Origin of the sequence: Rhodovulum sp. ES.010, from assembly GCF_900142935.1 — a bacterium.
Taxonomy (GTDB): Bacteria; Pseudomonadota; Alphaproteobacteria; order Rhodobacterales; family Rhodobacteraceae; genus Rhodovulum.
Genome location: NZ_FSRS01000001.1, coordinates 478663 through 492313, shown reverse-complemented (window position 1 = coordinate 492313; position 13651 = coordinate 478663). Strand labels below are relative to the sequence as shown.

At 68.3% G+C, this 13651-nt stretch carries 12 protein-coding genes; 6 read left to right on the top strand and 6 right to left on the bottom strand.

Going from position 1 to position 13651, the window contains the following annotated elements:
* Positions 1-51: 51 nt before the first annotated feature.
* From BUR28_RS02475 to BUR28_RS02460, 4 genes are all read right to left on the bottom strand, one after another.
* Positions 52-2736: an ATP-binding protein gene (locus tag BUR28_RS02475; protein WP_139307467.1), complete on the bottom strand. Its 2685-nt coding sequence runs from the start codon at positions 2734-2736 to the stop codon at positions 52-54.
* A complete protein-coding gene (locus BUR28_RS02470; protein ID WP_074218678.1) occupies positions 2733-2996 on the bottom strand; it encodes a hypothetical protein in 264 nt (87 codons plus the stop codon). Before BUR28_RS02470 ends, BUR28_RS02475 begins: the two co-directional genes overlap by 4 nt.
* A 4-nt stretch (positions 2997-3000) precedes the next feature.
* Positions 3001-3369, bottom strand: coding sequence for a response regulator transcription factor (locus tag BUR28_RS02465; protein ID WP_074218677.1), 369 nt, complete (start codon positions 3367-3369; stop codon positions 3001-3003).
* 86 nt (positions 3370-3455) lie between these two features.
* A complete protein-coding gene (locus BUR28_RS02460) occupies positions 3456-4766 on the bottom strand; it encodes a helix-turn-helix transcriptional regulator (protein ID WP_074218676.1) in 1311 nt (436 codons plus the stop codon).
* A gap of 214 nt (positions 4767-4980) precedes the next feature.
* Here BUR28_RS02460 and BUR28_RS02455 point away from each other — a divergent pair, with 214 nt between their 5' ends.
* From BUR28_RS02455 to acs, 6 genes are all read left to right on the top strand, one after another.
* Positions 4981-6324, top strand: a complete 1344-nt coding sequence (locus tag BUR28_RS02455; protein WP_074218675.1) for a substrate-binding protein — start codon at positions 4981-4983, stop codon at positions 6322-6324.
* A 104-nt stretch (positions 6325-6428) separates the two neighbouring features.
* On the top strand, positions 6429-7460 hold the full coding sequence (locus tag BUR28_RS02450; RefSeq protein WP_074218674.1) for a branched-chain amino acid ABC transporter permease: 1032 nt from the start codon (positions 6429-6431) through the stop codon (positions 7458-7460).
* Positions 7461-7464: 4 nt separating this feature from the next.
* A complete protein-coding gene (locus BUR28_RS02445; RefSeq protein ID WP_074218673.1) occupies positions 7465-8691 on the top strand; it encodes a branched-chain amino acid ABC transporter permease in 1227 nt (408 codons plus the stop codon).
* Between the two features lie 13 nt (positions 8692-8704).
* The gene (locus BUR28_RS02440; RefSeq protein ID WP_074218672.1) at positions 8705-9460 is read left to right on the top strand and encodes an ABC transporter ATP-binding protein; all 756 of its coding nucleotides are present in this window, start codon (positions 8705-8707) and stop codon (positions 9458-9460) included.
* Between the two features lie 12 nt (positions 9461-9472).
* Complete coding sequence (locus tag BUR28_RS02435) at positions 9473-10228, top strand: ABC transporter ATP-binding protein (RefSeq protein ID WP_074218671.1); 756 nt, start codon at positions 9473-9475, stop codon at positions 10226-10228.
* A 68-nt stretch (positions 10229-10296) separates the two neighbouring features.
* Positions 10297-12246 (top strand): acetate--CoA ligase, encoded by a 1950-nt coding sequence (gene acs / locus BUR28_RS02430; protein WP_074218670.1) that lies wholly within the window; start codon positions 10297-10299, stop codon positions 12244-12246.
* 100 nt (positions 12247-12346) lie between these two features.
* Here the strand turns inward: acs and BUR28_RS19800 are convergent, their stop codons facing one another.
* A complete protein-coding gene (locus tag BUR28_RS19800) occupies positions 12347-12499 on the bottom strand; it encodes a hypothetical protein (RefSeq protein ID WP_175566876.1) in 153 nt (50 codons plus the stop codon).
* A 146-nt stretch (positions 12500-12645) separates the two neighbouring features.
* Positions 12646-13632 (bottom strand): ABC transporter substrate-binding protein, encoded by a 987-nt coding sequence (locus BUR28_RS02425; RefSeq protein ID WP_074221480.1) that lies wholly within the window; start codon positions 13630-13632, stop codon positions 12646-12648.
* Positions 13633-13651 lie beyond the last annotated feature (19 nt).

The following is a 13651-nucleotide window of genomic DNA, read 5'->3' as shown; positions in this document are numbered from 1 at the left end:
AGCCTCCCCGCCGTCTTGCCGCAACGAGGTTGATAAACCGTTTCCGCCGGCTCAGGCGGCCGCGGCGCGGTCCAGAGGCAGGGTCACCCGGAACGCCGCGCCGCCCTGCCCCGGCAGGTAGGCGATGGACCCGCCCAGCCGCGCCATGATCTCGCGGCAGATCGCCAGCCCCAGCCCCGCGCCGCCGGCCTTGCGCGGGTCGGTCAGCCGCGCGAATTTCTCGAAGATGATCGCCTGGCTCTTCTCGGGAATGCCCGAGCCGTTGTCGACGAAATCGACGGCGACGGTGCCGGGCCCCGCGCGCACCTGGATGGCCAGTTCCGGCGCCGCGGCGTCGCAATACTTGCGCGCGTTCGAGATCAGGTTGATGAAGACCTGGCTCAGCCGGTCGCCATCGGTGAACAGCACCACCTGCTCGGCCGCCGCGTCGCGCCGGATCGTCAGCCCGCCCTGCAGGCAGCCCGTCGCCGCCACCGCGCGGTCGATCAGCTCGCCCAGCGCCACGGGCTGCGCGTTCAGCGACACCTGCCCGTTCTCCAGCACCGACAGGTCAAGCAGGTCGTCCAGAAGCCGGGTCAGCCGCAGGCTTTCCTCGTGGATGATGCGCGAGTAGTTGCGCATGTCCTCGGCCGACATCCCGTCACCCGCCATCAGGATCTCCGAGAACGCCCGGATCGAGGTCATCGGCGTGCGCAGCTCGTGGCTGATCTGGCTGAGGAAGGCGTCCTTCTGCACGCTCAGCTCGGTCAGCTTCTCGTTCGCCTCGCGCAACTGCCGCGCGGTGTGGGCCAGTTCCTCGGACTTGGCCTCCAACTGGCTGGAATACTCCATCATCTGCGCGGTCTCGTCGGCCACCTTCATCAGGTCCTCGACCGACACCGACGAGCGGCCGACGATCTGGCCGACCATCGCATGCGCCGTGGCCGCGCCCACCGACCCGGCCAGCTCGCGCTCCAGCCGTTGCAGGAATTCCGGGGTGATGTCGGGCAGGTAGCCGCCCTTGCCCTGGTCGGCCGCCGCGCCCTGGAACAGGCCCTGCGCCTCGTCCGGGCCGAGGATGCGCTGCGCCATCAGCAGAAGGTCCTCGGCCTCGGCCCGGCCCTGGCTCCAGCCCTGCGCCGCGGTCGAATAGTCGAACACGTTGACGAACTGCGCGGCCTGCAGCCGTTCCATCGGGCCGGGAAAGGTCAGCAGCGACACCGTGGCGAAGGCCAGCGCGTTGGCGCCCATCGAGAACACCATGGCATGCAGCAACGGGTCGAGCCCGCCCAGCCCAAACAGCGCCTGCGGCCGCAGCCAGCCGAGGCCCCACGGCCCCTCGGCCATCAGCCGCGCGCTCATCAGCGCGTCGTCGCCGAAGCTGGGCAGGAACAGGGTATAGGCCCAGACCGCGAAGCCCACGCTCAGCCCCGCGATGGCGCCGGCCCGCGTGGCCCCGCGCCAGAACAGCCCGCCAAGCAGCGCGGGCAGCACCTGCGCCACGCCGACGAAGGCGATCAAGCCGATGGCCGCCAGCGCCTCGGACCCGCCGGTGAGCCGGTAATAGAGGTAACCCAGCAGCAGCACGCCCGCGATGGACAGCCGCCGCGCCCGCAGCACCAGCGTGCGCACGTCCCCCGACACCGTGGCCCCCGGGGCCTTGAGGTTGAGAAAGAGCGGCATGACGATGTGGTTCGACACCATCGTCGACAGCGCGATCGCCGCCACGATCACCATCGAGGTCGCCGCCGAGAACCCGCCGAGGAACGCCAGCGTCGCCAGCCCGTCCTGGCCCTGGGCCAGCGGCAGGGTCAGCACGAAGAGGTCGGGGTTGGCGCCCGCGGGCATCTCGGCCAGCCCGACCACAGCGATCGGCACCACGAACAGGCTCATCAGGAACAGGTAGGTCGGAAACGCCCAGGACGCGGTGGCCAGGTGCCGCTCGTCCTCGTTCTCGACCACCAGCACCTGGAACATCCGCGGCAGCGTCAGGATCGCGACGCCGGCGAGGAAGGTCAGCCCCATCCAGCGCCCCGGCGCGATGGGCATGCCGGCCAGCGGCGAGGCGTCGATCCGCGCCAGCATGTCGCCGACGCCCCCCGCCACGCCCCAGACCACGAAGACGCCGACCGCCATCAGCGCCACCAGCTTGACCACCGCCTCCACCGCGATGGCGGTGACAACGCCATGGTGGCGTTCGTTGGCATCCAGGTTGCGGGTGCCGAACAGCACGGTGAACAGCGCCAGCCCCGCGGCAACCACCAGCGCCGTGGCGTTCAGGTCGCCCGGCGCCCACGGCCCCTCGACCGACGGCGCGAAGACCGCGAAGGACAGCGTGACCGATTGCAGCTGCAGCGCGATGTAGGGCGTCGTGCCGACCACCGCGATCAGCGTCACGATCACCCCCAGCGTGTTCGACTTGCCGTAGCGCGACGAGATCAGGTCGGCGATCGAGGTGATGCGCTGGGTGCGGCCGATGCGGACCAGCTTGCGCAGGGTCCACCACCATCCGATCAGCACCAGCGTCGGCCCCAGGTAGATCGTGACGAATTCCAGCCCCGACCGCGCCGCATAGCCCACCGCGCCGTAGAACGTCCATGCCGTGCAGTAGACCGAGAGCGACAGCGTGTAGATCGCCGGAGAGCGCAGCCAGCCGCCCTGCCCCCGGTCCGCCCGCCGCTCGGCCAGGAAAGCCACGCCGAACAGGAACACCACGTAAAGCAGGCAGATCGCGACCAGCACGTCGAAGGGGATCATGGGCCCTCCTCCCGCGCCTCCGCCGCCTGGCCCGTCCCGGCCGAACGGCACAGCCGCCGGGCAAGCAGGCCCGAGGCCAGGATCAGCCCGCCCCAGGCCCCGAAAAGGTAGATCAGCATCGCCGCCGACAGCCCGTCCCGCGCGTCGAGCGCGGGCACCAGGAACAGCGCCGCGCCCAGCACCGGCAGGAACCGCGCCATGTCGGCCAGACGCCGGCGCCGGTAGCCCTCGCGCGCGAGGAAGAGCGGCGCCCGGCCCATGCCCTCAGGCCCCGGTCAGTTCGCGCACGGAGGCCAGCACCTCGGTGTTGGAAAACGGCTTGGCCATGAACCGGCTGGCGCCCATCCGCTCAGCCATCTCGCGGTCCTTGACCTGGCCCTTGGCGGTCAGCATCAGCACCGGCAGCCCGTTCAGCGCCGCCTCGGCGCGGATGTCGCGCAGGATGTCGAACCCGGACCGGCCGGGCAGCATCACGTCGAGGATCACGATATCGGGGCGCAGCTCGGTCACCTTGCGCACCGCCGTCGTGCCATCGGCATGGGTATCGACCCGCCATCCGTCCCGCGAAAGGATGAAGCGGATCGCCTCGATGATGTTCGGTTCGTCCTCGATCAGCAGGACGCGCTTGTCCATGGACCCGTGTTTCCTCCCCCTGCGGGCGTTTTCGCCCGGCTTTGGCCCGACTATCGGGCCAAAGCGCGCCGGTGTCAAAACCCCCCTCACAGCCCCTCGGCCAGGATCGAGGGCTCGCGCCGCGCCACGCAGTCGCGCCGCGGGCAGATCCGGCAGGAGGTGCCGATGGGCTGCGGCGCGGCCTCGGGAATCGGCGCGGTCTCCTCGGGCAGGATCAGCATCGCCGCCTCCAGCACCTGCGGCCCGTCGAAGCCCCCCGCAAGCGCGGGCTGGCACAGCGCGTAGGTCAAAAACCGCGGCGGCACCGGCGCGGCCAGTTCCACCACCGCGCGCAACGGCGCCATCGGCCGGGCCAGCGCCTGGTAGAGCGGCCACAGCGGACAGGCCGCGCCGAACCGGGGCAGCGTGAACCCCTCGACCGGCTTGCGGAAGGTCAGCGTGCCCGAGCCGTCGCAGGTCACCAGCCCCACCGGCCCGCCCGCCTTGCCCGGCGGCAGCGCGGCGAGCCGGCGGAACGCCGCGGCCGGGTCGACGCCGAACTCGCGGGCCAGCCGGCCGGGGTCGAGCCGGGCGCGGGCGGCGGCCTCGGCGAAGGGGTCGAGCGGCATGAACTCGGCATCGCGACGGTAGCGGCGCAGATGCGCCAGCGCCAGTTCGCGCGCCGGCGCCGAGGTCAGCTCCCCGGCCTCGGCCACGATGCGCTCGGGGTTGCGCGGCAGGCTGCGCTCCAGCTCCGGCAGGTGGTAGTCGCGGGCGCGCAGGAACGCCTCGACCTCCTCCTGCGGCGAGGATTGCGCGCCCTTGTCCTCGGCGCCCGCGTCCAGATAGGCGACCAGCGCCTGCGCGCCCTCGGCCAGCCGGCGGCTGTCGTCGCTGAGATTGCGGTGAAACCGGCGCTGCCAGTCGGGGTCGATATCCTCGGTCTCGGCCAGGATCGCCGCGGTCGAGCGGATCGCGGTCACCGTCGAGATCACCTCGTGCAGCGAGGCCGACAGGAACGGGTCGTGGGTCATCCGGTCGGTCAGCATCTCGACGGTGCGCTCCAGTTCACGCACCCGGCGGTGCCGGTCCGCCAGAAGCTCCGCCCAGCCCGGGAAGCGGCCGGCGAATTCCTCGATCCGGTCGCGCTCGGCCTCCGCGCCCTCCTGCCCGGCGGCGGCCTCGCGCAGCGTCTGGATCAGCGCCGCGCCCGCGCCCTCGGTCAGCGCCGAGGCCTCGACGCCCAGGTGGCGCGCGATCTCGACCAGGAGCTTGCCGCCGATTCTCCGGCGATTGTGCTCGATCAGGTTGAGGTAGGACGGCGAGATTCCCGAAAGGCGCGCAAGCTCGGCCTGGCGCAGGCCGAGAACGGTGCGGCGTTCGCGGATTCGGGTGCCCGTCAGCGCGCTGCGCGGCATCGAAAAACCCTTGTGCTGGCAGGACTTTCTGCACCTGCGGGATAATTTTTTTACATAGCCGCCATGCGACCTGTTCATACCTTTACAAAAAAAGTGTTTGAAGAAAAGCGCTTGTTGTCAGGTTTTCGCTGCCACTGCGATAATGCACAGGCTTTGTAAAGCACGCGGCCCGCGCCCCGGCCCGGGTCGCAGCCAACTTCACGGGAGGAAGTCCATGACGATTTCGAAGCTGACACGCCGCGGCGTGCTCAAGACCGGTGCCGTCACCGGGGCGGGGCTCGCCCTGCCGACGATGTTCACCTCGCGGGCCTCGGCCTTCACCAACGAACCCACCGGCAGCACCGTCACGCTCGGCTTCAACGTGCCCCAGACCGGCGCCTATGCCGACGAGGGCGCCGACGAGCTGCGCGCCTACGAACTCGCCGTCGAGCACCTGAACGGCGAAGGCGACGGCGGCATGCTCAACACCTTCAGCTCCAAGGCGCTGCAGGGCAACGGCATCCTCGGCAAGAAGGTCGAATACGTCACCGGCGACACCCAGACCAAGTCGGACGCCGCCCGCGCCTCGGCCCGCTCGATGATCGAGAAGGACGGCGCGGTCATGATCACCGGCGGCTCGTCCTCGGGCGTCGCGGTGGCGGTGCAGGCGCTCTGCCAGGAGGCGGGCGTGATCTTCATGGCCGGCCTGACGCACGCCAACGACACCACCGGCAAGGACAAGCGCGCCAACGGCTTCCGCCACTTCTTCAACAGCTACATGTCGGGCGCCGCGCTCGCCCCGGTGCTGGCCAACGCCTACGGCAACGACCGCAAGGCCTATTACCTGACGGCCGACTACAACTGGGGCTACACCACCGAGGAAGCGATCAGCACCGCGACCGAGGCGGTCGGCTGGGAAACCGTCGCCAAGGTCAAGACGCCGCTCGGCGCGGGCGACTTCTCGTCCTACATCACGCCGGTCCTCGGCTCGGGCGCCGACACGCTGGTGCTGGTGCATTACGGCGGCGACATGGTCAACTCGCTGACCAACGCGGTGCAGTTCGGGCTGCGCGAGGCGCAGGCCAACGGCAAGGACTTCCAGATCGTCGTGCCGCTGTTCTCGCGCCTGATGGCGCGCGGCGCGGGCGAGAACATCAAGGGCATCTTCGGCTCGACCAACTGGCACTGGTCGCTGACCGACGAGGGCAGCCAGACCTTCACCCGCTCCTTCGGCGAGAAATACGGCTTCCCGCCCAGCCAGGCCGCGCATACCTGCTACGTGCAGACGCTGCTCTATGCCGACGCGGTGGAACGGGCCGGCAGCTTCGAGCCCTGCGCCGTGGTCGAGGCGCTGGAAGGCTTCGAGTTCGACGGGCTGGGCAACGGCCCCACGCTCTACCGGGCCGACGACCACCAGTGCTTCAAGGACGTGCTCGTGGTGAAGGGCAAGGAGAACCCGCAATCGGAGTTCGACCTGCTGGAAATCGTCGAGATCACGCCCATGGACCAGGTCACCTACCCGGCGGATCACCCGCAATTCGCCGGCGGCGATCTCGGCACCTGCAACAACGGCGCCTGAGCGCGCCCTCGGCTTGCGCGAGGCGGCCCGCCCGCCTCGCGCTCCGGCCCGGCCGCGACGCCGGCGCCGGCCCCGCCCCCAGAACCACCGCAAGGACGTAACGCATGGACGGGATCATCCTGCAAATTCTGAACGGTCTCGACAAGGGATCGGCCTACGCGCTGATCGCGCTGGGACTGACGCTCATCTTCGGCACGCTCGGCGTGGTGAACTTCGCCCACGGCGCGCTGTTCATGCTGGGCGCCTTCGTCGCCGTGACGTTCCACCAGATCGCCGGCCTGTCCTTCGAGGAGATCGATCCGACCCGGACCGACTTCCTCGGCAACCCGCTGAAGGTGCAGGTGCCCTATGTCGAGGCCTGGTTCGGCGAGGCCGCCGGAGAATGGATCATCGACTGGTCGGTGCCGCTGTCGCTGCTGGTCGCGGTGCCGGTGATGGCGCTGATCGGGCTGGCGATGGAACGCGGCCTGATCAAGCATTTCTACAAGCGCCCCCATGCCGACCAGATCCTGGTGACCTTCGGCCTGGCGATCGTGCTGCAGGAGATCGTCAAGTATTTCTACGGCGCCAACCCGATCCAGATGCCCGCGCCCGACGCCTTCGTCGGCTCGTTCGACTTCGGCACGCTGCTGGGCTTCGAGCCGAACACGATCATGTATCCCTACTGGCGGCTGGTCTATTTCCTGTTCGCCGCGGTGGTGATCGGCGCGGTCTTCGCCTTCCTGCGCTACACGACCTTCGGCATGGTGGTGCGCGCGGGCATGGCCGACCGCGAGACGGTGGGCCTGCTGGGCATCAACATCGACCGCCGCTTCACGATCATGTTCGGCATCGCCGCCATCGTGGCGGGGCTGGCCGGGGTGATGTACGCCCCGATCCTCGCGCCCAACTACCACATGGGCATGGACTTCCTCGTGCTGTCCTTCGTCGTCGTGGTCGTCGGCGGCATGGGCTCGCTCGCGGGCGCGGTGCTGGCGGGCTTCGTGCTGGGCATCCTGCAAAGCTTCGCCTCCATGCAGGGCGTGATCGAACTGCTGCCCGGCATCAACCAGATCATCATCTACCTTGTCGCCATCGCGATCCTGCTGACCCGTCCGCGCGGGCTGATGGGGCGCAAGGGCGTGATGGAGGACTGAGACCATGTTCGGACTGAGCCCGAAAGACACCCGTTTCCTGCTGATCGTCGTCTTCCTGACGCTGGCGACGCCGATCCTGCTGCAACCCTTCCCCTCGGACTCCAGCCTCGCGCAGTTCAACGCGGGCTACCCCGACCTGATGCAGCGCTTCGCGATCTTCGGCATCTTCGCCATCGGCTTCAACATCCTGTTCGGCCTGACGGGCTATCTCTCCTTCGGCCACGCGGCCTTCCTGGGGGTCGGCTCCTACTCGGCGGTGTGGATGTTCAAGCTGCTCTCGATGAACGTGATCCCGGCGCTGGTGCTGGCCGTCGCGGTCTCGGGGCTGTTCGCGCTGCTGATCGGCTACGTCTCGCTCCGGCGGTCGGGCATCTACTTCTCGATCCTGACGCTGGCCTTCGCGCAGATGTCCTTCGCGCTGGCCTATTCGGTGCTCACCCCGATCACCGGCGGCGAGACCGGCCTGCAACTGTCGCTGAACGACCCGCGCTGGTTCGGCATCAGCCAGACCGAGGGCGGCAACATCCCCGCGCCGCACCTCTTCGGGCTGGAGATGCGCAACAGCGTCGAACTCTCGCTCGGCGGCTGGGACTTCACCTTCAACACCGGCTACTATTTCTGCGCGGTGATCGCCATCGCGGCCTTCTACCTGTCGATGCGCATCTTCCGCTCGCCCTTCGGCATCATGCTGCGGGCGGTCAAGTCGAACCAGCAGCGGATGAACTACACCGGGCTGAACGCGCGGCCCTACACGCTGGCGGCCTTCGTGATCTCGGGCATGTATGCCGGGCTCGCCGGCGGGCTGATGGCCTCCATGGACCCGCTGGCCGGCGCCGAACGCATGCAGTGGACCGCCTCGGGCGAGGTCGTGCTGATGACCATCCTGGGCGGCGCGGGCACCCTGATGGGGCCGGTCCTCGGCGCGGGCTTCATCAAGTATTTCGAGAACATCTTCTCGAAGATCAATGACAACGTCCTGCACGCCTGGTTCGCCTTCCTGCCCGACGGGCTGGAGGATTTCGTGGTCGCGCTGATCTACCCCTTCGTCGGCAAGGGCTGGCACCTCACGCTGGGCATCCTGTTCATGCTGGTGGTGATCTTCCTGCCCGGCGGCCTGGTCGAGGGCTTCCAGCGCCTCGCGCGGCTGTTCCGCAAGAAGCGCACCAAGGACGGCCCGCGGTCCAAGGACCCCGAGCATCGCCCCGACCCCGCCCCCCACGTGGCCGAGTAAGGAGGTCTGACAGATGGGAATTCTCGAAGTCAAAGGCGTCAACAAGCGCTTCGGCGGGTTGCAGGCGCTGGGGGACGTGAACCTCTCGGTCAAGGAGAACTCAGTGCACGCGATCATCGGGCCGAACGGGGCGGGCAAGTCGACGCTGCTCAACTGCCTCGTCGGCAAGCTGATCCCCGACACCGGCTCGGTCATGTTCGACGGGCAAAGCGTGCTCGGCCGCAAGCCGCACGAGATCAACCAGATGGGCATTTCGCGGGTGTTCCAGACCCCCGAGATCTTCGGCGACCTGACGGTGCTGGAGAACGTCCTGATCCCGTGTTTCGCCAAGCGCGACGGGGCGTTCCGCATGCACGCCTTCGAGACCGTCGGCCAGGAACGCGACATCGTCGACCGGGCGATGCACATGCTCGACGACGTCAACATGGCCGAGAAGGCGGAGATGCACGCCGCCAGCCTCTCGCGCGGCGACAAGCGGCGGCTGGAAATGGCGATGTGCCTGGTGCAGGAGCCGAAACTGCTGCTGCTGGACGAACCCACCGCCGGCATGGCGCGGGCCGACACCAACAACACCATCGACCTGCTGCGCCAGATCAACGAAAGCCGCGACATCACCATGGCGATCATCGAACACGACATGCATGTCGTGTTCAGCCTCGCCGACCGCATCACGGTGCTTGCCCAGGGGACGCCTCTGGTCGAAGATGTGCCCGAGAACATCAAGGGCCACCCGAAGGTGCAGGAAGCCTATCTCGGCCAGGCCAACTAGGGAGGGGACGCCATGAACGTCAAACCCGACTTCAACAAGCACGCCAACCAGGCGGCCACCGCGCCGGCCTTCCTGTCGGTCTACGACGTGCACGCCTATTACGGCGAGAGCTACATCGTGCAGGGCGTGAACTTCAACGTCCACGAGGGCGAGATCCTCGCGCTGCTCGGCCGCAACGGCGCGGGCAAGACCTCGACGCTCAGGGCCATCGCCCGGCTCGACAGCCCGCAGGTCACCTATGGCGAGATCTGGCTCGACCACCAGCCGCTGCACCGGATGGCCTCGCACGAGGCCAGTTCCGTCGGCATCGGGCTGGTGCCCGAGGACCGGCGCATCATCCCCGGCCTGACGGTCGAGGAAAACCTGCAGCTCGCCCAGATCGCGCCGCCCGTCGGCTGGACGCTCGACCGGCTCTACGACCTGTTCCCCCGCCTCGGCGAACGCCGCAAGCAGGAGGGCGTGACGCTGTCGGGCGGCGAACAGCAGATGCTGTCCATCGCCCGGGCGCTGGCCCGCGACATCAAGGTGCTCCTGCTCGACGAACCCTACGAGGGGCTCGCCCCGGTGATCGTGGACGAGATCGAGAAGACGCTGATCCACATCAAGGAACAGGGCATCACCACGGTGATCGTGGAACAGAACGCGATCCGCGCGCTCGAACTCGCCGACCGGGCGGTGATCCTGGATACCGGCCAGATCGTCTATGACGGGTCCGCGGCCGAGGTCTTGCAGAACGAGGCGCTTCGCTCGGAATATCTCGCCATCTGACCGCCGACGGCCCCGCCCCACCGGCGGGGCCTTTTTACATGTTGACGCATTCCACGGGAGGAGCACACATGACCGAAGAGCACATCTATCCCCCGAGCGACGAAATCGCGAAGGCCGCCCATATCGACGCGTCGCGGTATGAGGAGATGTATCGCGCGTCGGTCGCGGATCCGGAGGCGTTCTGGGGGGAGCACGGGCGTCGGCTGGACTGGATCAAGCCCTATACCGAGGTCAAGAACACCAACTTCAGGATGGGCGAGGTCGAGATCCACTGGTTCCGCGACGGCACGCTGAACGTCGCCGCCAACTGCATCGACCGCCACCTCAAGACCCGCGGCGACCAGGACGCGATCATCTGGGTGCCGGACGAGCCCGACGCGGAAACCCTGCACATCACCTACCGGGAGCTGCACGAGAAGGTGAACCGGATGGCCAACGTCCTGCTCAGCCAGGGCGTGATGCGCGGCGACCGGGTGGTGCTGTACCTGCCGATGATCCCCGAGGCCGCCTACGCGATGCTGGCCTGCGCGCGGATCGGCGCGATCCATTCCATCGTCTTCGCGGGGTTCTCCTCGGACGGGCTGGCCAACCGGATCAACGATTGCGGCGCCAAGGTCGTCATCACCGCCGACACCGCGCCCAGGGGCGGGCGCAAGACCAACCTCAAGGCCAATACCGACGCGGCCCTTCTGCACTGTTCGGACAAGGTGCGCTGCATGGTGGTCAAGCATACCGGCGACCAGACCACCTGGATCGACGGGCGCGACGTCGACGTGCTGGCGCTGATGGACCATGCCTCGCCCGACTGCCCGGCCCGCGAACTGGGCGCCGAGCATCCGCTGTTCATCCTCTACACGAGCGGATCGACCGGCAAGCCCAAGGGCGTGGTGCACAGCTCGGGCGGCTATCTCGTCTATGCCGCGATGACCCATGAATACGTCTTCGACTATCACGAGGGCGACGTGTTCTGGTGCACCGCCGATGTGGGCTGGGTCACCGGGCACAGCTACATCGTCTACGGGCCGCTGGCGAACGGGGCCACCACCGTGATGTTCGAGGGCGTGCCCACCTACCCCGACGCGGGCCGCTTCTGGCGGATCTGCCAGGACCTGAAGGTCAACCAGTTCTACACCGCGCCCACGGTGATCCGGGCGCTGATGGGCCAGGGCACCGAGTGGGTCGAGACATACGACCTGTCGTCGCTGAAGGTGCTGGGCACGGTCGGCGAGCCGATCAACCCCGAGGCCTGGGAGTGGTACAACACCCATGTCGGCCAGGGGCGCTGCCCGATCGTCGACACCTGGTGGCAGACCGAGACCGGCGGCCACCTGCTGACGCCCCTGCCCGGCGCCACGCCGACCAAGCCCGGCTCGGCCACGCGGCCGTTCTTCGGGGTGCAGCCGGTGGTGCTGGAGCCCGAATCCGGCAAGGAGATCGAAGACACCGTGGCCGAGGGCGTGCTGTGCCTGAAGGATTCGTGGCCCGGCCAGATGCGCACCGTCTGGGGCGATCACGAGCGCTTCCAGGACACCTATTTCAGCCATTACAAGGGCTACTACTTCTCCGGCGACGGCTGCCGGCGCGATGCCGACGGGTATTACTGGGTGACGGGGCGCGTCGACGACGTGATCAACGTGAGCGGCCACCGGATGGGCACCGCGGAGGTCGAATCCGCGCTGGTGGCCCATGCCGCGGTGGCCGAGGCGGCGGTCGTGGGCTACCCGCACGAGATCAAGGGCCAGGGCATCTACGCCTATGTCACGCTGATGAACGAGGTCGACCCCACCGACGCGCTGAAGAAGGAGCTGGAGAAGTGGGTCCGCACCGAGATCGGCCCGATCGCCAAGCCCGACCTGATCCAGTGGGCGCCGGGCCTGCCCAAGACCCGCTCGGGCAAGATCATGCGCCGCATCCTGCGCAAGATCGCCGAGAACGACTACGGCACCTTAGGCGACACCTCCACCCTCGCCGACCCCTCGGTGGTCGACGACCTCATCGAAAACAGGATGAACAAGTAGCGCGGGCGCCCGCCAAGCCGCGGGAACGGACGGGCCGGGATCGTCTCCCGGCCCGCCGTGTTTTCAGCCCTGGCCGAACGCCCCGCACGGGGCGGCGCGATCAGGACGGCGGCGGCGCACAGATCGTCGCCATCTCGCTCATCTCGCCCACGCCCGGCTCGCATTCCTCCACCAGCTCGGAAACGCAGCCCGCCAGCAAGCCCGCAAGCGCGATCCCGGCCGCCAGCCGGGCCCATCCCGTCATCCGTGTCATCGCAGTCTCCCTACTCCCTCCGGGCATCGGCGCCCGGCCATCTGAACTATCCGGTTCAGTTGGGGGCGGCATTGATCGTGATCAAGCCGCGCCCCGGACCGGATGCCCCATTCCTGCTTCGGCCTGCGGCGCCGGGCGCCGCGCCCCTAGTCCAGCGCCGCGTCGGTGATCGCGTGGGTCCAGGCGCCCTCGGGTTCGCGGGTGATCACCGGGTCCGACCCGCCGGACAAGAGCGAGGCCACCGTGCGGTCGTAATCGGCCGGGTCCAGCGCCCCGTTCGATCCCGCGGTCAGCTTGGCCACCTCGCCCATCATCCGCTTCTGGTGCTTTTCGGTCTGCGCCCCGGTCTCGTCGTTGTCGAGCACGATCATCGCCGCCGCGTCGGGGTTCTCCTCGGCCCATTTCCAGCCCTTCATCGAGGCCCGGACGAACCGCGCCAGCTTGTCGACCTCCTCCGGGTCGTCGAGCTTCTCTTCCAGCACGTAAAGCCCGTCCTCCAGCGTCGCCACGCCCCGGTCCTCGTACTTGAAGGTCACCAGCTCGTCGGGCGCGATCCCGGCATCGATCACCTGCCAGTATTCGTTATAGGTCATGGTCGAGATGCAGTCGGCCTGTTTCTGCAACAGCGGGTCGACGTTGAAGCCCTGTTTCAGCACGGTCACGCCCCCGTCCGACCCGTCGGTCGGGATGCCGAGCTGGCTCATCCAGCTCAGGAACGGGTACTCGTTGCCGAAGAACCAGACGCCCAGCGTCTTGCCGGGGAAGTCGTCCGGGCTCTCGATGCCGGTCTCCTTCAGGCAGGTCAGCATCATCCCCGACGCCTTGAACGGCTGGGCGATGTTGACCAGCGGCAGGCCCTTTTCGCGGGCCGCCAGCGCGGCGGGCATCCATTCCACCGTCACGTCGGCGCCGCCGCCCGCGATCACCTGGGTCGGCGCGATGTCCGGCCCGCCCGGCCGGATCGTGACGTCCAGGTCCTCGTCGGCGTAGAAGCCCTTGTCGAGCGCCACATAGTAGCCCGCGAACTGGGCCTGGGTCACCCATTTCAGTTGCAGGGTCAGTTCGTCGGCCGCCTGCGCCGCGCCCGCGGCCAGCGCCAGCGCGCTCGCGGCCAGGGTCAGTTTCAGTTTCATCTTCACCTCCGTTTTCACT